The organism is Kitasatospora sp. NPDC056800 (assembly GCF_042789775.1).
Classification (GTDB): Bacteria; Actinomycetota; Actinomycetes; order Streptomycetales; family Streptomycetaceae; genus Kitasatospora.
In genome coordinates, this window is sequence record NZ_JBHUAL010000023.1 from 1 (window position 1) to 21,135 (window position 21,135).

Genomic DNA, 21,135 nt, shown 5'->3' on the forward strand with positions numbered 1-21,135 from the left:
GGCCCGGGCCCCGCCCTCCCGGGCGGCCCCCTCCCGCCTCCACCGGGCCCTACGCGTTCACCGGGCCCTACGCGTCCGCCGCGTCAGTCGGCGCTCTGGATCAGCCCGTGCTCCTCCAGGTAGTCCAGCTGGGCCCGCACCGACAGCTCGGCGGCCGGCCAGAGCGCCCGGTCCACGTCGGCGTAGACCCGGGCCACCACCTCGGAGGCGCTCCGGCAGCCCGCCTCGACCGCGGTCTCCACCTGGGCGAGCCGCGACGCCCGGTGGGCCAGGTAGTAGTCGACGGCGCCGAGCGCGTCCGCGAGCACCGGGCCGTGGCCCGGCAGCACGGTCCGCACGCCGTGCTGGGAGGCCATGGTGTGCAGGTGGCGCAGCGAGTCCAGGTAGTCGCCGAGCCGGCCGTCGGGGTGCGCGACCATCGTGGTGCCGCGGCCGAGCACGGTGTCGCCGGTGAGCACCGCGCCGTCGTCCGGCAGGTGGAAGGTCAGCGAGTCCGAGGTGTGCCCCGGGGTGGCCACCACCCGCAGGTCCAGGCCGCCGACGTCCAGGCGCTGGCCGCCGACCAGGCCCTCCGAGCCCAGCCGGTGCGCCGGGTCCAGGGCCCGTACCTCGCTCCCGGTCAGCTCGGCGAAGCGGGCCGCGCCCTCGGAGTGGTCGGCGTGGCCGTGGGTGAGCAGGGTCAGCGCGATCCGCTTGCCCCGTTCCTCCGCGAGGTCGACCACCCGGCGCAGGTGCCCCTCGTGCAGCGGGCCCGGGTCGATCACCACCGCGAGGTCCGAGCCCGGCTCGGAGAGCAGCCAGGTGTTGGTGCCGTCCAGCGTCATCGGCGACGGGTTCGGTGCCAGCACGCACAGCGCCCGAGGGGTGGCCTCGCCGCCGACGGCGGCGGCGGGGCCGCCCGGCAGGAGTCCGCTCACCGACCGCCTCCGACGTGCCGGTGCAGGGCCCGCAACGGCAGCGCCCGGACGAGGGCGCGCTGCGCCACCTCGACGAACGGGACCTGGCTGTCGCAGGCGAGGTCACGGGGGTTCAGGCGGCGGGCGGGCAGCTCGGGTGCCGTCCGGCGAGCCACGTCGTCGTGGGTCATCGGGCGTCGGTCCTTTCTCTGCGTCGGTACGGCAAGGTCGGGTCGTGCAGGTCGTGCGGGTCGTGCGGAGCGCGCCGACCGTACGGCTCGTACGACCGGTCCCCGTCGGTGGAACGCTCAGGACCCCTCGGGGAACTCCCCGTCGATGGTCAGTTCCTCGTAGCCGGGCCAGCGGACCGTCAGACGGGCGCCGCGGACCTCGGCCCGGCCCAGGACCGGCGCCAGCGGGCGGTCGGCGGCCGCGGCCAAGGCCTCGGCGGCGGTCCGTACCGACGACAGCTCGCGCAGCACCGTCACGGTCGGCGGCAGCATGCCGTAGCGGCCCTCCCGGTGGCCCCGCACCGCCTCGGCCGGGGTCAGCCAGGCGACCCGGTCGGCCTCGCCAACCTCCAGGGCCGCGCGCTGGCCGGCCGGCAGCGCGGCGACGAAGAACCAGGTGTCGTAGCGCCGTTCCTCGAACTCCGGGGTGATCCAGCGGGCCCAGCCGCCCAGCAGGTCGCTGCGCAGCACCAGCCCGTGGTCGCGGAGGAACTCGGCGAAGGACAGCTCGTGGGCCTCCAGCGCGGCCCGCTCGGCGGACCAGTCGCGCGGCGCGGCGACGCTGTCGGCGTCCGGGCCGGCCAGCAGCACGCCGGCCTCCTCGAAGGTCTCGCGGACGGCCGCGCAGACCACCGCCCGCGCCGTCCGGGCGTCCACCCCGAGCCGCCGGGCCCACTCCTCGGGCGACGGACCGGCCCAGCCCGGCTCGACCTCGGCGTCCCGCGGGTCCACCCCGCCGCCCGGGTAGGCGTACATCCCGGCCGCGAAAGCCATCGAGGTGCGCCTGCGCAGCAGGTAGGCCTCCGGCCCCTCGGCGGCGTCGCGCAGCAGCACGACGGTCGCGGCGGCCCTGGGCACCGGCGGGGTCACCGCGCCGGATTCGACCGCCCGGATCCGGGCGGGCCAGCCGGGCGGCATCGGCAGCGTCGTCGCTCGATGGTCCATGCCCGGATGCTAGGGCGTGCCCGACGATTCCCGCCAGGCTCACGAGTGGATCGGGCCCACCCGGACACCGCAGAGGCGGGGCCGGACGAGCCCGGCCCCGCCTCCGTGATCACGCTCAGGCGCTCTTGACCCGCACCAGGATCTCGACCTCGACCGGGGAGTCCAGCGGCAGCACCGCGACGCCGACGGCGCTGCGGGCGTGCACGCCCGCCTCGCCGAGCACCGCGCCGAGCAGCTCGCTGGCGCCGTTGACAACGGCCGGGACGCCGATGAAGTCGGGGGCGGCGGCGACGAAGCCGACGACCTTGACGACCTGCTCGACCTGGTCGAGGTCGCCGATCACCGACTTCACGGCGGCCAGGGCGTTCAGCGCGCAGATCCGCGCGAGGTCCTTGGCCTCCTCCGGGGACACCTCGGCACCGACCTTGCCGGTGCTCGGCAGCTTGCCGCCGACGACCGGGAGCTGGCCGGAGGTGAACACGAGGTCGCCGGTCCGCAGGGCCGGGACGTAGGCGGCGACCGGGGCGGCCACCTCCGGCAGGGTCAGGCCCAGCTCGGCGAGCTTCGACTCGACCTTGCTCATGCGTTCTTCTCCCGCTTGAAGTAGGCCACCAGCTGCTCCGGGTTCGGGCCGGGCACGACCTGGACGAGCTCCCAGCCGTCCTCGCCGAAGTTGTCCAGGATCTGCTTGGTCGCGTGCACCAGCAGGGGCGCCGTCATGTATTCCCACTTGGTCATGGCCAGACTCTAGACGAGCCGTCGCGGCGATCCGCGCCGCCCGCCGCGAGGCGTGTGAGGTGGGGCACAAACAGGGCATGATCCGGCCTGACGGCCCAGGTGCTCCGGGCATCCGGTGCGCTCCCTGGTTACCCTCGCGGGAGGGCACCCTGGCGAGGGGCACCCTCGTCAGGAGGGGACGCCCGTAGGACGGAGACGGACGGAGACGGAGCGTGGCACGCACCCCCGGCCAGGCGGCCCGGCGCGACCCCGACTGGGAGGGCGTCCGGCTGCACGTGGTCAGCGGCAAGGGCGGCACCGGGAAGACCACGCTGGCCGCGGCACTGGCCCTGGCCCTCGCCGCCGACGGCGGACGGGTGCTGCTGATCGAGGTCGAGGGCCGGCAGGGCGTCGCCGAGCTCTTCGGGATCGCCGCGCTCCCGTACGAGGAGCGCCGGATCGCCTCGGTCTCCCGCGCCCAGCTCGGGCTGCCGGCCGCGGAGGGCGGGCCCGGCGAGGTCTTCGCGCTGGCGATCGACACCGAGCTGGCGCTGCTGGAGTACCTGGAGATGTTCTACAAGCTCGGCCGGGCCGGGAAGGCCCTCCAGAAGGTCGGCTTCGTCGACTTCGCCACCACCATCGCGCCCGGCGTACGGGACGTCCTGCTCACCGGCAAGGCCTGCGAGGCGACCAGGCGCAAGGACCCGGACGGCCGGCGGCGCTACGACGCGGTGGTGATGGACGCCCCGCCGACCGGGCGGCTGACCCGGTTCCTGAACGTCAACGCCGAGGTCGCCGGGCTGGCCCGGATCGGCCCGATACACACCCAGGCGCAGGCCGTGATGCGGGTGCTGAAGTCACCGGAGACCGCGGTGCACCTGGTCACCCTGCTGGAGGAGATGCCGGTGCAGGAGACGGTCGACGGCATCGCGGAGCTGCGCGAGGCGAGGCTCCCGGTGGGCGGGGTGATGGTCAACATGGTCCGGCCGCCGGTGCTGGACGCGGCGGCGGTGGCCGCGGTGGACGGGGACCACCGCGAGGAGGTCGCCCTGGCGCTCGGCGAGGCCGGACTCGGCGGCCGCACCCGCACCGGGGAGAAGGTCCGGGCGGCGGTGGAGCCGCTGCTCGACCCGCTGCTGGAGCAGGCCAGGGAGCACGCCGAGCGGGTCGAGCTGGAGCGCGCGCAGCGCGCCGACATCCAGCAGCTGCGGCTCCCGACGTACGAACTGCCGCTGCTGGGCGAGGGCGTGGACCTCGGCGGGCTGTACCGGCTGGCGGGCGAACTGAAGCGGCAGGGGGCGGCATGACCTCGAACGGGGTGCGGAGCACCGGACGGCGGCTCGCGGTGGACGAGCTGATCGACGACCCGAAGACCAGGATCATCGTCTGCTGCGGCTCCGGCGGCGTCGGCAAGACCACCACCGCCGCGGCCCTCGGCCTGCGGGCGGCCGAGCGCGGCCGCAAGGTCGTGGTGCTGACCATCGACCCGGCCCGCCGGCTCGCCCAGTCGATGGGCCTGACCGAGCTCGACAACACCCCCCGGGTGGTCAAGGGGGTGAACGGCACCGGCGAGCTCCAGGCCATGATGCTGGACATGAAGCGGACCTTCGACGAGGTCGTGCTGGCCCACGCCGAGCCCGAACGGGCCCGGGCGATCATGGAGAACCCCTTCTACCAGTCCCTGTCGGCCGGCTTCGCCGGCACCCAGGAGTACATGGCGATGGAGAAGCTCGGGCAGCTGCGCGCCGCCGAGGAGTGGGACCTGATCGTCGTGGACACCCCGCCGTCCCGCTCGGCGCTGGACTTCCTGGACGCGCCCAACCGGCTCGGGTCCTTCCTGGACGGCCGGGTGATCCGGATCCTCACCGCCCCGGCCAAGGTCGGCGGCCGCAGCGCGATGCGCTTCCTGAACGCCGGGATGGGCCTGCTCACCGGCACCCTGGGCAAGATCTTCGGCGCCCAGCTGCTCACCGACGTGCAGACCTTCGTCAGCGCGATGGACTCGATGTTCGGCGGCTTCCGGGAGCGCGCGGACCGCACGTACCAGCTGCTCAAGGCGCCGGGTACGGCGTTCCTGGTGGTGGCGGCGCCGGAGCGGGACGCGCTGCGCGAGGCGGCGTACTTCGTGGACCGGCTGGCCGCGGACCGGATGCCGCTGGCCGGGCTGGTGCTCAACCGGGTGCACGGCACGGGCGCACCGCAGCTCACCGCGGAACGGGCGCTGGCGGCCGCCGAGGCCCTGGAGGAGAACGGCTCGGAGCACGCCTCGCCCGAGGCCGAGCTGCTCGCGGCCGGGCTGCTGCGGCTGCACGCCGAGCGGATGCAGATCATGGGGCGCGAACGCCGTACCCGCGACCGCTTCGTCTCGGTGTACCCGGACGTGCCGATCGTGGAGGTGCCGGCGCTGCCGGGCGACGTGCACGACCTGGACGGGCTGCGGGCCATCGGGGACCGGCTCAACGGCGCGGTCTAGCCCGCGCGGTACCACCCGGTGCGGTCACCGACCCCGCGCGGTACAACCCGGCGCGGTCACCGGCCCTGCGCGGCACGGCCCCCCGTCCGCGGGGCCGACCGGCCCGGGCCGCGTGGTGCGGCCGGGCTCAGCCCGCCTGGGCGTAGTCCGTCAGTATCACCCCGGTCGCGAGGGACTCCTCGTACTCGGTGCGCGCCGTCTCCAGCAGCCTCCGCCACGAGATGACGGTCGGGCGGCGGCGCAGCAGCGCCCGGCGCTCGCGCTCCGTCATCCCGCCCCACACCCCGAACTCCACCCGGTTGTCCAGGGCGTCCGCGAGGCACTCGGTCCGGACGGGGCAGCCGCTGCACACCGCCTTCGCGCGGTTCTGTGCCGCCCCCTGGACGAACAGTTCGTCCGGATCACTCGTGCGGCAGGCGGCCTGCGCACTCCAGTCGTCAACCCAGCCCATGCCGGCGCCGTCCTCTCCCGTATCGAGGCTCCCCCACGGCGGCAACGGCATATTCACCGTTGCCAGTTGAGGACGTTACGGAAGAACGACAGCTTGCAACAGCCCCTTCGGGCTCAATCTCGAATGACCCAATTGGACTATGGGTGGCGATCAGCTCACTCGTTGGAGTGATCGCAGGTCGCACACCTTGCCAAGAGCGAAACCCCCACTCTCGCCACAGGAGTCGTCACTGAGTGCGACCGACCACACCGGCACAGCAGGCCACAGCTGCCTCAAAACCCGGACATCAGCGGGTAATTCGGGCAAGTCTTCTCGCCCACAAGAGTGAACGATGTTGACGCACCGAAGCTGTCGCAAGCTTGTGACAAGCCTAGGCGAACACCTGCCCCGGTGTGCGGGAATCCGCGACGTAGGGTTCTCCCCATGGCACCGAAGCGCCCCCAGGCAACCCAGCCCCCAGGCAACACCGGAGCTCCGCGCGGCCGGACCGGCGGATCCCCGATGGAGCACGCCGGCAACGGCGTGAAGTTCCTGGGCGTCAGCGTGCTCTCCGGAGTCCTGCTGGCAGGCCTCGCCCTGCCCGCCGTCGGCGCCATCGGGCTGACCGCCAAGGACACGGCGGAGAGCTTCGCCAACATCCCCGACGACTTCAAGACCCCGCCGCTCACCCAGGCGACGCAGATCTTCGACGCCAAGGGCGGCCTGATCGCCAAGGTCTACGAGCGCGACCGCACCGTCATCACCGCGGACCAGATGTCGCCGTTCATGCGGCACGCCCAGGTCGACATCGAGGACGCCCGCTTCTACGAGCACGGCGCCGTCGACCTCAAGGGCGTCCTCCGGGCGATCAGCAAGAACGCGGAGAGCGGCACCGCCTCCCAGGGCGCCTCCACGCTGACCCAGCAGTACGTGAAGAACGTCAACGTGGAGAAGGCCGGCGACGACCAGGCGGCCGTCCTGGAGGCCCAGCGCAAGACCCTGGGCCGCAAGATCCAGGAGCTCAAGGTCGCCATCAAGCTGGAGGAGGACCTGAGCAAGGATCAGATCCTCACCAACTACCTCAACATCACCTTCTACGGCCACCAGGCCTACGGGGTCGAGGCCGCCTCCCAGCGCTACTTCAGCAAGAACAACAAGGACCTCACCGTCGCCGAGGCCGCCACCCTGGCCGGCGTGGTCCAGAACCCGTCGCAGTACGACCCGGTGCGCTACCCCGAGAACACGCTCAAGCGCCGCAACGTCGTGATCGACAAGATGCTGGAGAACAAGCACATCACCGCCGACCAGGCGAAGGAGGCGAAGGCCGCCCCGCTGGGTCTGAAGTACAAGGACCCGCAGAACGGCTGCATCACCGCCCAGGCCGGCATGGGCTTCTTCTGCGACTACGTGCGCCACGTGGTCAAGCAGGACCCGGCCTTCGGCAAGAGCGCCGACGAGCGCAAGAAGCTGTGGAACACCGGCGGCCTGAACATCTACACCACGCTGGACCCGGACAAGCAGGCCGCCGCCCAGAACGCCGTCACCAAGAAGGTCAACGTGACCGACCCGGTGTCGGCCGCTGCGACCATGATGGAGCCGGGCAGCGGCAAGATCCTGGCGATGGCCCAGACCCGCCCGTACGGCCTGGACCCGAACAAGAACCAGACCGTCGTCAACCTCAACGTGGACGCGGCCATGGGCGGCGGCAACGGCTTCCAGACCGGCTCCACCTTCAAGCCGATCCTGGCCGCGGCGGCGCTGGAGTCGGGCATGTCGAACACCCAGGCGTTCCCGTCCGAGAACAAGATCGAGTACCCCCAGATGTCCACCTGCTCGGGCACCTGGAAGAACACCGTCAAGCCCAAGGAGACGGTGAAGAACGAGCAGGACAGCGAGGTCGGGCCGTACCAGCTGAAGGAGGCGATGGCCCGCTCGGTCAACACCTACTTCGTGCAGATGGAGCAGCAGGTCGGCCTCTGCGCGATGAAGCAGATGGCGAACAAGCTGGGCATCACCCAGTCCGCCAAGGGCGACGCCTTCCAGGAGGTGCCCTCGATGGTCCTCGGCACCCTGGAGCTCTCCCCGCTGACCATGGCGAACGTCTACGCGACCTTCGCCGCCCGCGGCAAGTACTGCACCCCGATCGCGATCAACAAGATCACCACGGTCGACGGCAAGGACGTCCCCGTCCCGCAGTCCCAGTGCAGCCAGGCCTTCTCCGAGCAGACCGCCGACTCGCTCAACGCCGTCCTGCTCAACGTCACCGAGAAGGGCACCGCGGCCTCCCTCGGCCTCGACGACGGCCGCAAGATCGCGGGCAAGACCGGTACCACCGACGAGAAGAAGGCCGCCTGGTTCAGCGGCTACACCCCGTCGCTGGCCACCTCGGTCTGGCTCGGCGGCCCGGCCGGCGGCGTCAAGATGAAGAACATCACCATCGGCGGCAAGTACTTCCCCGAGGTCTTCGGCGCCGACGGCCCCGGCCCGATCTGGCAGCTGGCGATGAACCAGGCGCTCAAGGGCACGCCCGTGGAGCCGATCCAGACCGCCAACATCCCGGACCCGCAGCCGGCCACTCCCCCGCCGGGCACCACCCCGCCGGCCACCGACCCGAACGCCCAGCAGCCGCCGGCCGGCAACCCCCCGCCGCCGCAGCAGGGCGGCAACCCGGGCCAGCCCGGCGGGCTGCCCGGCAACCAGGCCGGCGGTCTGCCCGGCGGGCTGCCCGGCGGCTTCCCCGGCGGGTTCACCTTCCCGCCCGGCCCCGGGAACGGGAACGGCGGCCGCCACGGCGGCGGCAACGGGAACGGCTGACCCGCCCTCCCGGCGGGGTGACCCGCGCCGCGGAACATGCCGAAGGGGCGCCCTCCAGTGCGGAGGGCGCCCCTTCGGCGTGCTGCCGGGGCACCAGGGGGCGGGGCCGGGGCCGCCCGGGGTTCGACCCTGGACGGCCCGGGGCGGGCCCTGGTCTGAGCCGCGGCTCAGACCAGGGCGGCCTTCACGGCGGCGGCGACCCGGCTGCCCTCGGCCAGACCGTCGACCTTGGGCTTCACCAGCTTCATGACGGCGCCCATCGCCTGGGGGCCGGTCGCGCCGCTCTCGGCCACGGCGGCCGCCACGATCGCGGCCAGCTCCTCGTCGGAGAGCTGCTTGGGCAGGTAGCCCGCCAGCACCTCGCCCTCGGCCAGCTCCCGGGCCGCCTGCTCCGTCCGGCCGGCGTTCCCGAAGGCCTCGGCCGCCTCCCGGCGCTTCTTCGCCTCGCGGCCGATCACCTTCAGCACGTCGGCGTCGGACAGCTCGCGCTTCTGCTTGCCCGCCACCTCCTCGCTGGTGACGGCGGACAGCGTGAGCCGGATGGTGGACGAGCGCAGTTCGTCCCGTTCCCTGATGGCAGCCGTGAGGTCCTCGTGCAGCTGCTCCTTGAGCGTTGTCATTTCCTCTTCTTATCCTTCGGCTGTGGGTGGGCTCAACCGGTTTCCCGTGGGCATCCACCGGGGTTTCCGCAGTTGAACGAGTATCCCCGACAAGTACAGCCGCCCGTCGCCCGTCGGCGCGCCGCTGCCGCCCCGCTGACGGCTGTGGGCGCGGCGGGGCGGGCGGTAGCCGTCCGACCCGGGAAGCAGCCGGGGAAGCAGCCCGGGAAACGGTCAGGGAAACGGTCCGGCCCGGGAACGGGCGGCGGTCGAGTCCGTGAACAATCGATGCCCCCGGCCGGGAACGGACGACGGGATTCGGCCAAGGTGGCCGATAATGCCCGCACATTCTCGGCCGAAATGCCGAGAACTGCCTGTTCCGGAGCGAAGTTGCCGGTTCCGCAGGGGTACATCGAACACTGCGACCGCTTCGCCGAAAATAGTCCGCGTAGTACACTCGTTCGCGCGTCGCCCGAGCAGCCCGAAGGCGGCGGTCACCTCACCGTCGAATCATCCCCGAATCATCGCCGAAGGCCGCCACGATCAGCCGCGACAAACCGTCACCACGTCCCCGATTCATTATTCCACGGCACTGACACACTGCCGGCCAGGCGCCCTGCAACCCTGACACCTTGCGGCCCGGGCGCCCTGCGGTCCCGGTCGGCGCGGGCGCTCACGCCTGCGCTCCGCCGGACGGCCGACGGCGATCGTTTTTCGGAGTGATTGGCGCCGCAGCACGGCGCACTGATTTCTGACTTTTATTCTGCTCACGACAGCAGGAAGCGCGGGGGAATGGACAACAATCAGCTTCGCTCGATGTTGGTAACCCAACGGAAGATGGTCGGATGGAGCCAGGAGCAATTAGCCGAACACTCCACCGTCAGCGTCCGCACCATTCGTAATCTGGAAACCGGCGCCATCAGGAATCCGCGGCGCAGTTCCGTGGAACTCCTGGTGGGCGCGCTGTTCTCCGCGGCGACCAACCGGGACGACCCCCTGCTCTCCCACGCCGTCCAGGCGGGCGCCCCGGCCGGGCTGCTGCCCGCCCGGCCGGAGCCCGGACCGCCGGTCCGCGTCGCCGAACTCCCGGACAACGCGCGGTGGCAGGGGCTGCGGCCCAAGACGGACGTCACCGTCGGCCGCCAGGCCGACCTGCTGCACGTCGTGACCGCCCTGCGGCCGGGCCGCCCGCTGGTGCTCACCGGACCGGCCGGGGTCGGCAAGACCCGGCTGGCGCTGGACTCCGCCGCCCACCTGCTGGACCGCTTCCGGGACGGCGTCGCGGTCCTGGAGCTCGGCTCGGTCACCCCCGAGGCCGTCGACCCCGCCGCCGCCTCGGCCCAGGCCCAGCGCGCGCTCGACACCCTCCTGCGGGGCGTCGGCCGCGACCCGCGGACCGACCCCGAGCCGCAGCTGCTGCTCGTCGTCGACAACGCCGAGCACGTCATCGACACGGTGGCCCGGCAGGTCAGGGCGCTGCTGGCGCGGCACCCGGCGCTCCACATCATGATCACCTCGCTGCGGGCGCCCGCCGGGGTCCCGGCCGACCTGTGGGAGGTGGCGCCGCTGTCGGTCGACCACCCGGACGGCCCCTACGGCTGCCCGCCCGCCGCCGAACTGTTCTGCCGCCGGGTGCACTCGGTCGTCCCGACGCTCGACCTCGGCGACCAGATGCCGCAGGTGGTCGAGCTCTGCCGACGCCTCGGCGGCCTGGCGCTCGCGATCGAGAACGCCGCCGTCCGGATGCGCTCGGTGCCCCTGCACGTCCTGGTGGACGAGTGCCGGGTGCTCCCGATCCTCGGCCAGGAGGAGGTCGGCGGGCTCTCCCACCACCGCTCGCTGCACCGCAGCCTCGCCTGGGCGTACGGACTCCTCGACGAACGGCAGCGCCGGGCGCTCAGACGGTTCTCCCGGTTCCCCGAGGAGTTCTCCATCGACGACGTCCGGCAGCAGCCGGTCGACGGCGGCCGGGAGCCCTCCCGCAACCTCGACGTGCTGGCCGAGCTGGTCGACTTCTCCGTCGTCCAGGTGAAGCGCGGCCACCAGTACGCGTACCGGGTGCCCCGGATGATGCGCGAGTACGTCAACGCCATCCCGGCCTGAGGGCCGGCCCCGTGCCGCCCGTGCCTGGAGCAGTGCTCCTGGCACGGGCGGCGCGGGCTTTCTGAGCGCGGGTCAGCTCGCCGCGGTCGACCGCCGCCCCCGCCTGGTAGTCCGCCCTCCCGGCCCGTAACCCTTCATCCCGGTTACACCTATCCTGGGCCGCATGACCGACGCAGCCAGCCGCAGCGCCGCCGACGGGCCGCCCGCCACCCCGCCCGGGCTGCTCCTCACCACCCCCGGGGGCGGCCGCTTCCACTTCGACCCCGGCGCCCTCTGCCTGGAACTGCTCACCACCGGCGGCCCCGGCCCGTACGCCCGGTACGAGGTGCTGCACCGGCCCGCCGACCTCGCCGCCTGGCTCCCGCCGTCCCGGCTGCGACTGCCCGCCGACGCCGTACGGATCTCCCCCGCCCAGCTCGCCGCCGCCCGCACCCTGCGCGACGCCCTCTGGCGCCTGGCCGCCGCCCGCGCCCACGGCGGCCGGGGCACGCCCGCGGACCACGCCGTCCTCAACCGGGCCGCCGAGCACCCGCCGCTGGTCCCCCGGATCGCCCCCGACGGCACCGCGGCCGCCCCGCTGCCCGCCGACGGGGCCCAGCTGGTCTCCACCCTCGCCCGGGACGCCATCGCCCTGCTCACCGGCCCGTACGCGGACCGGGTCCGGGAATGCGGCGCCGACAACTGCCAACTGATCTTCGTCGACACCTCGCGGCCGGGCCGGCGCCGCTGGTGCTCCATGGAGCGCTGCGGCAACCGCCACAAGGTCCGCGCGCTACGCGCCCGCCGGGACTCCGAGGAGGCCCCGCCGACCACCGCCCCCACCCCCGACTCCGGGCGTACACAGGCTGATCGACCGTCTGAGAGCATGGGCTGATGCGACCGCTGTACTCCGTTCCCCTCGGCATCGCCGCCACCGGCGCCGCCTGTCTCGCCTACTCCGTCGGGTACGAGGTCCGGGCCTTCCGCCTCCGCCGGATCGAGGTCCCCGTCCTCCCGCGCGGCGCCCGCCCGATCCGGGTCCTCCAGGTGTCCGACATCCACATGGTGAGCGGGCAGGGCAAGAAGCAGCGCTGGCTGAAGAGCCTGGCCGGCCTGCGCCCCGACCTGGTGGTCAACACCGGCGACAACCTCTCCGACCCGCTCGGCGTCCCGGCCACCCTCGACGCGCTCGGACCGCTCATGGAGTTCCCCGGCGTCTACGTCTTCGGCTCCAACGACTACTACGGCCCGGCCCGCAAGAACCCGGCCCGCTACCTCCAGGCCATGCGCAGCGGCGCCCACGGCATGAACAACCCCGACGGCACCGCCCGCCGCGGCATCACCGGCGCCGTCCACAACCCCTGGGAGAAGCTCCGCGACGGCTTCGACGCGGCCGGCTGGCTCGACCTCACCAACACCCGCGGCCGGCTCACCGTGAACGGGCTCGACCTGGAGTTCACCGGCCTCGACGACCCGCACATCCGGCGCGACCGCTACAGCGAGGTCGCCGGCGGCCCGTCCCCCGACGCCGACCTCTCCCTCGCCGTCGTCCACGCGCCCTACCTGCGCGTCCTCGACGCCTTCACCGCCGACCGCTACCCGCTGATCCTGGCCGGCCACACCCACGGCGGCCAGCTCTGCATCCCCTTCTACGGCGCCCTGGTCACCAACTGCGACATCGACACCCGCCGGGTCAAGGGCCTCTCCACCCACACCGCCGGCGGCCACCGCTCCCACCTCCACGTCTCGGCCGGCTGCGGCACCAACCGCTACACCCCCGTCCGCTTCGCCTGCCCCCCCGAGGCCACCCTCCTCACCCTCGTCCCGGCAGCCCGCTGACCCCCACCGGACGCCCGCTCGAAACCGGATTTCGTGTCTCGGCGAGCGTCCGGTAGAGTTCTACTCGTCGCGAAGGAGACGGAGCGACAAACCGCAAGACCGGGGTGTGGCGCAGCTTGGTAGCGCGCTTCGTTCGGGACGAAGAGGCCGTGGGTTCAAATCCCGCCACCCCGACCCAGTACAGAGGGCCTGCCGGAGAAATCCGGCAGGCCCTCTGTCGTTGTATGCGACCGGCCGGGTGACCACTCCTCAGCCGGGTCCGACGCCCGGGTGCCGTCCGCGGCCTCCACCGGCCGACCGCAGGCAGGCCCCACCGCGCGCCCGGCGCCCCGCCCCGGCCGCCGGGCGAGCCGCGCTGCGGGCAAGGCCAACTCCCCGTACGGACAGTGCCGGTGCGTCCGGGGCTCCGCGGCCGCGCCGCCGTCGCCGGGCCCGGGCCGTCAGAGGGCGGTGGGGAGTTCGGTGCGGGAGGTGATGTTGAGCTTGGGGTAGGCCTTGTAGAGGTGGTGGGCGACGGTGCGGGGGCTGAGGAAGAGCTGGGCGGCGATGTCGCGGTTGGTGAGGCCCTGGGCGGCGAGGCGGGCGATCTGGAGTTCCTGGGGGGTGAGGGGGGACTGGGGGGTGCCGGTGGGGGTGGCCGGGGTGGGGGCCGGGGTGCCGGTGGCGGAGAGTTCGGTGCGGGCGCGGGCGGCCCAGGGGTGGGCGGCGAGGCGGTCGAAGGTCTCCAGGGCGGCGCGCAGGTGGGGGCGGGCGTCGGTGCGGCGGCGGGTGCGGCGGAGCCATTCGCCGTAGAGGAGGGCGGTGCGGGCCTGTTCGAAGGGGCGGTGGGCCGTTTCGTGCCGGGAGAGGGCGGCGCGGTAGGTGGTCTCGGCGAGTTCGTCGGGGCCGAGCAGGGCCTGGCAGCGCAGCCGGAGGGCGTCGGCCCAGGGGCGGTCGGCGGCGGCCGTCCAGCGGGCGAAGCGTTCGTAGGCTTCGGCGGCGCGTTCGGGGGTGCCGAGGCGGACGGCGGCCTCGACGAGGTCGGGGACGGCCCGGGTGGCGCTGACGTGGTGGCGGTGCGGGCCGGTGGTGAGGGTGTGCAGCCGGTCGGCGGCTTCGCCGGCGCGGCCCTGGCCGAGGTCGCGCAGGGCGAGTGCCCACTGGGCCCAGGCCTGGCCGGCGGCGGGGGCGGCGGTCTGCGGGCCGGTGGTGGAGAGGGCGGTGGCGGCGAGTTCGGCGCAGTGGTCGGTGCGGCCGTCGAGCGCGGCCAGGTGGGCGAGCAGCGCGGTGAGTTGGCTGACCCACTGGTGCTGGCCGGTGTCCCGGGCGAGGCCGAGGCCTTCGGTGGCGGTGAGTTCGGCGTCGCGGTGGCGGCCGTGGAAGAGTTCGGCCTCGGCGAGGAAGAACTGCAGGGTGGGCATCACGCCGACGGTGCCCTTGGCGCGGGCCTCGGCGACCAGTTCGGCGGCGAGTTCGGCGGTCTCCTCGTCGCGTCCGAGGACCAGGGTGGCGCCGCACAACTGGACGAGGTCGACCGGGCTCTCGGCCCCGGCCCGGCGGGCGGCCTCGGCGGCCTCCCGGACGGGCGGCAGCGGGCCGGCGGGCCGGCCGAGCGCGGGCAGGACCGCCGCGGGCAGGTGGCGGGCGAGCGGGGCGAGGGGGTCGTCGGCGGCGAGCGGCAGGACCGCCAGGCGGTCCAGGACGGCGGCCACCGGCTCCTCCCCCGCGTACCAGGCGGCATGGAAGGCCTGGAGCAGCATCCGGGCGGCGTACGGCGGGTCGATGTCGGTGCCGGCGGCGTCGAGCAGCAGCCGGTGGGCGGTCGGGTAGGAGCCGCGCCAGAAGTGGGCGGTGGCCCGGACCTGGTCGAGCAGGGCGTGCGCCAGGACGTTGTCGGTACGGCCGGAGGCTTCGTCGGCGAGCGCCTCGGCCCGTACCAACTCGCCTTCCTCGGTGGCGGCTTCGGCGGCCAGGACGAGCCGGCGGGTGGCGCCGTCGCGGTCCGGGGTGAGGCGGGCGGCGCGCTCGTACGCGGCGGCGCCGCCGTGGCCGCCGCGGCGGCCGGCGCGGACGGCGGTGCGCTCCAGCGCGTCGGCGAGGCCGGCGTCGGGGGCGGTGGCGGCGAGGGCGAGGTGCCAGGTGCGGCGGTCGCCGTCCGGCAGCGCGCCGGCGACGGCCCGGTGGACCGCCGTCTTCTGGTGGTGCGGCGCCCGTTGGAGGATCGCGGAGCGCAGCAGCGGGTGCCGGAAGGCGATCCGGCGGTCGGCCGTGACCGTCACCAGGCCGGACGCCTCGGCGGGCGCGAGGTGTTCGGCGGTGACGCCGAGGGCGGCCGCGGCGGGCAGGACGACGTCCAGTGCCCCGCCCTCCTCGGTGGCGGCGACCAGCAGCAGTGTCTGGGTGGCCGCGGGCAGGCCGGTGACCTGGCCGTGGAAGGCGATCAGCAGCCGGCTGGTGAGCGGCAGGCCGCCCGGTGCCGGCGGCTGCGGCCCGGCGGCGACCGGGAGTTCGGTGAGCGCGAGCGGGTTGCCGGCCGCCTCGGCGAGCAGCCGGTCGCGGACGGTGGACGGCAGGTCGGGGCCGACCCGCCGGGCCAGCAGCCGGGTGGCGTCGGCCTCGGGCAGGCCGGTCACCTGCCGTTCGGGCAGGCCCAGCGGGCGTTCCGCCGGGCTGCCGTCGGCCCCGGACGGGCCGCCGGTGCGGGCGGCGAGCAGCAGGGCGACCCCCTCGGCCTGGAGCCTCCGGGCGGCCAGCAGCAGGGCATCCAGGGAGGCCCGGTCCAGCCACTGCACGTCGTCGATGACGCACAACAGCGGCCGGTCGGCGGCGAGTTCGGCGAGCAGGCCGAGCGTGGCGAGCCCGACCAGCAGCCGGTCGGCGCCCGCCCCACCGCCGCCCGCCCCACCGCCGTCGCCCGTCCGCTCGTCGTCGGAGAGCCCGAACGCCGCCTCCAGCGCCCGCCGTTGCGGGCCCGGCAGGACGTCCAGCCGGTCCAGGCCGGGCGCGAGCAACAGGCTCAGCCCGGCGTACGGCAGCTCGGCCTCGTACTCGACGCCGGCCGCCCGGACGACCCGGAACGCCTCCCCCGCCCGCGCGACGGCGTCGTCCAGCAGCGCGGTCTTGCCGATGCCGGCCTCGCCCCGGAGCAGCAGCACTCCGCTGCGTCCGGCCCGCGCCCCGTCCAACAGCCCGTCCACGGCGGCCTGTTCGCCTTCCCTCCCGTACAGCATGCCCCGACCCTACCCAGCAGGGCCGCGCACCACTGCCGACCACGGCACCGGTACACCTCCGCAGAGGCTACGTACCCCCATACCCATACGTGACGGATTCGCCGTCGGCCGCCCGTCCCTACCGTGGTGAGCACCGGGAACGACCCGGCCAACCACCCACCGGAACACGGGAGATGACGATGACCGAGATCACCACCGCCGCCCTCCAGCAGCTCGCCGAGCGCTACCTCGCGGTGTGGAACGAGACCGACCCGGCGGCCCGCCGCAAGCTGGTCGACGAGGTGTGGGCCGAGGACGGCCGCTACACCGACCCGCTGGCCGCCGTCACCGGCCGGGACGCGATCGACGCGCTGATCGGCGCCGCCCAGGCCCAGTTCCCGGGGCTGGAGTTCACCCTCGGCCCGGTCGACGCGCACCACGACGTCGCCCGCTTCACCTGGAACCTGGGCCCGACCGGCGCGGAGCCGGTGGTGATCGGCTTCGACGTGCTGGCGGCCACCCCGGACGGCCGGATCGGCGCAGTGTACGGCTTCCTCGACCGCGTGCCGGGCGCCTGACCCCCTCAGACCGCCACTCCGGCCGAGGGGCGGGACGCTCCCCACCGCGCCCGCCCCTCGGCACCGGCCGCCGACCCGCTTGAGTCGCCAACCCCCTTGAGAAGAGCCCGAGATGAGCACCTCACTGAACACCCGGCGGCCCACCGAGGCCGAGACAGGGGCAACGGCGCCGACGGCCCCCAAGGGGCTGCTGCCGGTCGTCCTGACCGCCACCTTCATGACCGCCCTCGACATCTTCGTCGTCAACGTCGCCCTCCCCTCCCTCCAGGGCGACCTCGGCGCCGGCCCGGCCGCCGTCCAGTGGGTGATGGCCGGCTTCAGCCTGGCCCTCGCGGCCGGCCTGGTCACCGCCGGCCGCCTCGGCGACCGGTACGGCCGCCGCCGGGTGTTCGGGCTCGGCCTGGCCCTCTTCACCCTCGCCTCCGCCGCCTGCGGCCTCGCCCCGACGGCGGCCGCGCTGGTCGGCGCCCGGGTGGCGCAGGGCCTGTCGGCGGCGCTGATGGGTCCGCAGGTGCTGGCGATCCTGCGGACCGCGTTCAGCGGCGCCGCCCAGGCTCGGGCCTTCGCCCGGTACGGGCTGACCATGGGCGTCGGCGCGGTGTTCGGCCAGCTGATCGGGGGGCTGCTGATCCGCGCGGACCTCTTCGGCCTCGGCTGGCGCAGCTGCTTCCTGATCAACCTGCCGATCGGACTGGCCGCCCTCCCGCTGGTCCGCCGCAGCCTGCCGGAGTCCCGCGCCCCGCAGCGGCCCGGCCTGGACCCGGTGGGCGTGCTGCTGGTCACCACCGCGCTGACCGGCCTGGTGCTGCCGCTGATCCAGGGCCCGCAGCTGCACTGGCCGCTGTGGGCCGGGCTCTGCCTGGGCGGCTCGCTCGCCCTGCTGGCCGTCTTCGCCGTGCACCAGCACCGCGCCACCACCGCCACCACCGCCGCCGCCACGGCCACCACCGCAACCACCCCGCTGGTCGACACCCGGCTCTTCCGCGACCGCGCCTTCAGCGCCGGCCTGCTCGCCCAACTCGCCTTCTGGCTGGGCCAGGGCTCCTTCTTCCTGGTGCTCGCCCTGCACCTCCAGTTCGGCCGCGGCCTGGACGCGCTGGGCGCCGGACTGGTCTTCACCGCGATCGGCCTGGGCTACCTGATCACCTCCAACACCACCCACCGCGTCACCGCCCGCCTCGGCGAGCGCCGCACCATCGCCCTCGGCGGGCTGCTGATGGCCCTCGGGCTGGGCCTGCTGGCCCTCACCGCGAACAGCCCGGGCGTCCGGTGGCTGGCGCCCGGGCTGTTCGTGGACGGCCTCGGCATGGGCCTGGTGATCGCCCCGGTGACCTCGGTGGTCCTGGCCGGCGTCGAGCCGCGGCTGGCCGGCTCCGCGGCCGGGGTGGTGTCCACCGTGCAGCAGGTCGGCGGGGCGCTCGGGATCGCGCTGATCGGCCTGGTCTACTACGGCGCCGGCGACCCGGCCGCCGCCTTCGGCCGCAGCGTCCTGGCCCTGGGGGTGCTGGAGCTGGTGCTCGTGGGCCTGGTCCGGTTCCTGCCGCGCGGAGCACACGGGGCCCCCGGAGCGGCCGAAGCACACCGAGCGCACGAAGCGCCGCGCGAGGGCTGACCCCGGCATGGCCCCGGACACCCGCCCCGGCCCCACGGAACCCGGGCCCCGGGCCGGGCGTTCGTGGACGCCCCGGCCGCCGCGCACGGCAACACCTGCACCGGCATCCTGCCGGCACCCCGCCGCCACCCCGGCGGCACGGGGCGGGTGGGCCGAAGCCCACCCGCCCGTTCCCTTCCCTCCCCCCGATCGGGTTGGATGGTCGGATGAGCGAGGAGAAGAGCGCCGTACCGGCGTGGGAGCAGCGGTTCAGGGCGGCCCGGGTGTCGCTGCCCGACTGGGCCGAGGACGCCCCCGACCGGTCGCTGTACGTGTCCAACGCGACCGGCACCTACGAGGTCTACGCCTGGGACCGCACCACCGGCGCCCACCGTCGGGTCACCGACCGTCCGAACGGCACCACCGACGCCGAGCTGTCCCCCGACGGCGACTGGGTCTGGTGGTTCGACGACCACGACGGCGACGAGTTCGGCGTCTGGCGCCGCCAGCCGTTCGCGGGCGGCCCCGACGAGGAGGCCGTGCCCGGCCTCGCCGCCTCCTACTCGGCCGGCCTGGCCCTGGGCCGCGACGGCACCGTGGTGGTCGGCCGCTCGACCGACGAGGACGGCACCACCCTGCACCTGCGCCGCCCCGGCGCCGCCGTGCCGGTCGAGGTCTACCGGCACGAGGAGTACGGCGGCATCGGCGACCTCAGCCACGACAGCACCCTGCTCGCCATCGACCACACCGAGCACGGCGACGCGATGCACTCCGCGATCCGGGTCGTGCGCATCACCGCCGACGGCGGCGTCGAGACCGTCGCCGAGCTGGACGAGGTCACCGGCCGGGACGAGCCGCGCGGCGTCGCCTGCCTGGGCTTCGCCCCGGTCGAGGGCGACACCCGCCTGCTGGTCGCCCACCAGCGCACCGGCCGCTGGGAGCCGATGATCTGGGACGTCGCCACCGGCGCCGAGACCGCCCTCCCGCTGCGCGACGAGCAGGGCCGCGAGCTGCCCGGCGACGTCTCCGCGCAGTGGCGCCCCGGCGCCGAGGCGCTGCTGGTGGAGCACGAGTACGAGGCGCGCAGCGAGCTGTTCTCGTACGCGCTCGCCGACGGCCGGCTGACCCGCCTGGAGACCCCGCGCGGCACCGTCAGCGGCGCCACCGCCCGTCCGGACGGCACCGTCGAGTACCTGTGGTCCTCCGCCGCCGAGCCCTCCGCCGTCCGCTCCACCGCCGGGACGGTCGTGCTGCGGGCGCCCGGCGCGGTGCCGCCCGGTTCGGTGCCGGTCGAGGACGTCTGGGTGGACGGGCCCGGCGGGCGGGTGCACGCCCTGGTGCAGCGGCCGGCGACGCCCGCGCAGGGCCCGTACCCGACCGTGTTCGAGATCCACGGCGGCCCGACGCACCACGACAGCGACTCCTTCGCCGCCGGTCCGGCCGCCTGGCTGGACCACGGCTTCGCGGTGGTCCGGGTCAACTACCGCGGCTCGACCGGCTACGGCCAGGCCTGGACGGACGCGCTGCACGAGCGGGTCGGCCTGATCGAGCTGGAGGACATCGCGGCGGTCCGCGCCTGGGCCGTCGACAGCGGCCTCGCCGACCCGGCCCGGCTGGTCCTCACCGGCGGCAGCTGGGGCGGCTACCTGACCCTGCTCGGCCTCGGCGTCCAGCCCGACGACTGGGCCCTCGGCCTCGCCGCCGTCCCGGTCGCGGACTACCACACCGCGTACGCCGACGAGATGGAGGCGCTCAAGTCGCTGGACCGCACGCTCTTCGGCGGCACCCCGGAGGAGGTCCCGGAGCGCTTCACCGCCTCCTCGCCGCTGACCTACGTCGAGCGGGTGCGGGTGCCGGTCTACATCAGCGCCGGGGTCAACGACCCGCGCTGCCCGATCCGGCAGATCGACAACTACGTCGAGCGGCTGGAGCGGCTCGGCAAGCCGCACGAGGTGTACCGCTTCGACGCCGGGCACGGCTCGCTGGTGGTGGAGGAGCGGATCAAGCAGCTGCGACTGGAGATCGACTTCGTGCGGCGGCACCTGGGCACGGCCGGGCGTGACGGAGACGGAGGGGCTGCGTGAGACGCCTGCTGATGCTCGCGGGGGTAGCGGTCGCCGGGGCCCTGGTGCTCACCGGCTGCTCGGGCTCACAGCGGAACACCGCGTCCTGCCCGCCCCCGACCGGCCCGCCGGTACCGAGCTCCTCGGCCGGCGCGCCCGCGCCGGCCGTGCCCGCGTCACCGACCGCCGGCGCGACGCCGCCCGCCGGCGCCACACCGCCTGCCGCACCGCCCGCCGTGCCGCACACCGGCACCGCGACCAAGGCGGGCGCGGCGGGTCCGGGGGCGGCCGTCGCGCGGGCGGTGTACACGCCGCCCGCGGACGGGGGCGACCCGGTCCAGCTCGCCAAGGGGGGCGGCAAGAGCGGCTCGTCCGGTTCGAAGGGGTCGGGGTCCAAGGGCTCCAAGACCGGTCGCAGCGTGCACCACCACATCGACCACTACGACTCCGACGACCACAACGGCAGCGGCGGCAACGGCAACGGCCACTGCCACAGCGACCCGACGCCGCTGCCCACCGGCTCGTCGACCCCGACCCAGCCGCTGCTCCCCCCGCAGACGCCGACGCCGACGACGCCCCCGCCGGCGGTCAAGCCGACACCGGCACCGGCCCTGCCGACCAAGCGCTGAGCCGGGGCGGCCGAGCGCCGAGCCGGGGCGGCCGAGCGCCGAACCGGCGTCGGCGTCAAGG

Annotated in this window: 18 protein-coding genes and 1 tRNA gene; 11 read left to right on the forward strand and 8 right to left on the reverse strand. The window is 74.4% G+C overall.

What is annotated here, in order from left to right:
- Positions 1–83 precede the first annotated feature (83 nt).
- The 5 genes from ACFRQN_RS07955 to ACFRQN_RS07975 all read right to left on the reverse strand — a co-directional run bounded on the left by ACFRQN_RS07955 (position 84) and on the right by ACFRQN_RS07975 (position 2,809).
- Positions 84–917, reverse strand: coding sequence for an MBL fold metallo-hydrolase (locus tag ACFRQN_RS07955; protein WP_380739111.1), 834 nt, complete (start codon positions 915–917; stop codon positions 84–86).
- Positions 914–1,087, reverse strand: a complete 174-nt coding sequence (locus ACFRQN_RS07960) for a hypothetical protein (protein ID WP_158077682.1) — start codon at positions 1,085–1,087, stop codon at positions 914–916. The genes ACFRQN_RS07955 and ACFRQN_RS07960 overlap by 4 nt, the downstream gene beginning before the upstream one ends.
- Before the next feature lie 117 nt (positions 1,088–1,204).
- Positions 1,205–2,071 carry an NUDIX hydrolase gene (locus tag ACFRQN_RS07965; protein WP_380739113.1) on the reverse strand — a complete coding sequence of 289 codons (867 nt, stop codon included), beginning with the start codon at positions 2,069–2,071 and terminating at the stop codon, positions 1,205–1,207.
- A 115-nt stretch (positions 2,072–2,186) separates the two neighbouring features.
- A complete protein-coding gene (locus tag ACFRQN_RS07970; RefSeq protein ID WP_049656835.1) occupies positions 2,187–2,654 on the reverse strand; it encodes a RidA family protein in 468 nt (155 codons plus the stop codon).
- Entirely contained in the window at positions 2,651–2,809 is a 159-nt protein-coding gene (locus ACFRQN_RS07975) for a DUF4177 domain-containing protein (protein WP_094743074.1), read from the reverse strand. Before ACFRQN_RS07975 ends, ACFRQN_RS07970 begins: the two co-directional genes overlap by 4 nt.
- Before the next feature lie 212 nt (positions 2,810–3,021).
- Here ACFRQN_RS07975 and ACFRQN_RS07980 point away from each other — a divergent pair, with 212 nt between their 5' ends.
- The gene (locus ACFRQN_RS07980) at positions 3,022–4,095 is read left to right on the forward strand and encodes an ArsA-related P-loop ATPase (protein ID WP_049656834.1); all 1,074 of its coding nucleotides are present in this window, start codon (positions 3,022–3,024) and stop codon (positions 4,093–4,095) included.
- Positions 4,092–5,261: an ArsA family ATPase gene (locus ACFRQN_RS07985; RefSeq protein ID WP_049656832.1), complete on the forward strand. Its 1,170-nt coding sequence runs from the start codon at positions 4,092–4,094 to the stop codon at positions 5,259–5,261. The genes ACFRQN_RS07980 and ACFRQN_RS07985 overlap by 4 nt, the downstream gene beginning before the upstream one ends.
- 127 nt (positions 5,262–5,388) lie before the next feature.
- Here the strand turns inward: ACFRQN_RS07985 and ACFRQN_RS07990 are convergent, their stop codons facing one another.
- A complete protein-coding gene (locus ACFRQN_RS07990; protein WP_030240986.1) occupies positions 5,389–5,712 on the reverse strand; it encodes a WhiB family transcriptional regulator in 324 nt (107 codons plus the stop codon).
- A gap of 501 nt (positions 5,713–6,213) precedes the next feature.
- On the opposite strand from ACFRQN_RS07990, the gene ACFRQN_RS07995 reads away from it, so the two are divergent.
- Complete coding sequence (locus ACFRQN_RS07995; RefSeq protein WP_380739116.1) at positions 6,214–8,505, forward strand: transglycosylase domain-containing protein; 2,292 nt, start codon at positions 6,214–6,216, stop codon at positions 8,503–8,505.
- Positions 8,506–8,672: 167 nt separating this feature from the next.
- Here ACFRQN_RS07995 and ACFRQN_RS08000 read toward each other — a convergent pair whose 3' ends face one another.
- Positions 8,673–9,125 carry a GatB/YqeY domain-containing protein gene (locus ACFRQN_RS08000; protein WP_049658244.1) on the reverse strand — a complete coding sequence of 151 codons (453 nt, stop codon included), beginning with the start codon at positions 9,123–9,125 and terminating at the stop codon, positions 8,673–8,675.
- Positions 9,126–9,941: 816 nt separating this feature from the next.
- On the opposite strand from ACFRQN_RS08000, the gene ACFRQN_RS08005 reads away from it, so the two are divergent.
- From ACFRQN_RS08005 to ACFRQN_RS08020, 4 genes are all read left to right on the forward strand, one after another.
- Positions 9,942–11,207 carry a helix-turn-helix domain-containing protein gene (locus ACFRQN_RS08005; RefSeq protein ID WP_255357465.1) on the forward strand — a complete coding sequence of 422 codons (1,266 nt, stop codon included), beginning with the start codon at positions 9,942–9,944 and terminating at the stop codon, positions 11,205–11,207.
- Positions 11,208–11,370: 163 nt separating this feature from the next.
- Positions 11,371–12,081: a CGNR zinc finger domain-containing protein gene (locus tag ACFRQN_RS08010; RefSeq protein ID WP_380739118.1), complete on the forward strand. Its 711-nt coding sequence runs from the start codon at positions 11,371–11,373 to the stop codon at positions 12,079–12,081.
- Positions 12,081–13,025: a metallophosphoesterase gene (locus ACFRQN_RS08015; RefSeq protein ID WP_049658238.1), complete on the forward strand. Its 945-nt coding sequence runs from the start codon at positions 12,081–12,083 to the stop codon at positions 13,023–13,025. The genes ACFRQN_RS08010 and ACFRQN_RS08015 overlap by 1 nt, the downstream gene beginning before the upstream one ends.
- Positions 13,026–13,125: 100 nt before the next feature.
- Positions 13,126–13,199 (forward strand) — tRNA-Pro (locus ACFRQN_RS08020).
- 266 nt (positions 13,200–13,465) lie between these two features.
- Here the strand turns inward: ACFRQN_RS08020 and ACFRQN_RS08025 are convergent.
- A complete protein-coding gene (locus ACFRQN_RS08025) occupies positions 13,466–16,234 on the reverse strand; it encodes an ATP-binding protein (RefSeq protein ID WP_380739120.1) in 2,769 nt (922 codons plus the stop codon).
- A gap of 179 nt (positions 16,235–16,413) precedes the next feature.
- Between ACFRQN_RS08025 and ACFRQN_RS08030 the strand changes: the two genes are divergently transcribed.
- The 4 genes from ACFRQN_RS08030 to ACFRQN_RS08045 all read left to right on the forward strand — a co-directional run bounded on the left by ACFRQN_RS08030 (position 16,414) and on the right by ACFRQN_RS08045 (position 21,074).
- Positions 16,414–16,791, forward strand: a complete 378-nt coding sequence (locus tag ACFRQN_RS08030; protein WP_380739122.1) for a nuclear transport factor 2 family protein — start codon at positions 16,414–16,416, stop codon at positions 16,789–16,791.
- A 112-nt stretch (positions 16,792–16,903) separates the two neighbouring features.
- Positions 16,904–18,403, forward strand: a complete 1,500-nt coding sequence (locus ACFRQN_RS08035) for an MFS transporter (protein ID WP_380739124.1) — start codon at positions 16,904–16,906, stop codon at positions 18,401–18,403.
- A gap of 206 nt (positions 18,404–18,609) precedes the next feature.
- A complete protein-coding gene (locus ACFRQN_RS08040; RefSeq protein ID WP_375877592.1) occupies positions 18,610–20,466 on the forward strand; it encodes a S9 family peptidase in 1,857 nt (618 codons plus the stop codon).
- Positions 20,463–21,074 (forward strand): hypothetical protein, encoded by a 612-nt coding sequence (locus tag ACFRQN_RS08045; RefSeq protein ID WP_380739127.1) that lies wholly within the window; start codon positions 20,463–20,465, stop codon positions 21,072–21,074. Before ACFRQN_RS08040 ends, ACFRQN_RS08045 begins: the two co-directional genes overlap by 4 nt.
- Positions 21,075–21,135: the final 61 nt, after the last annotated feature.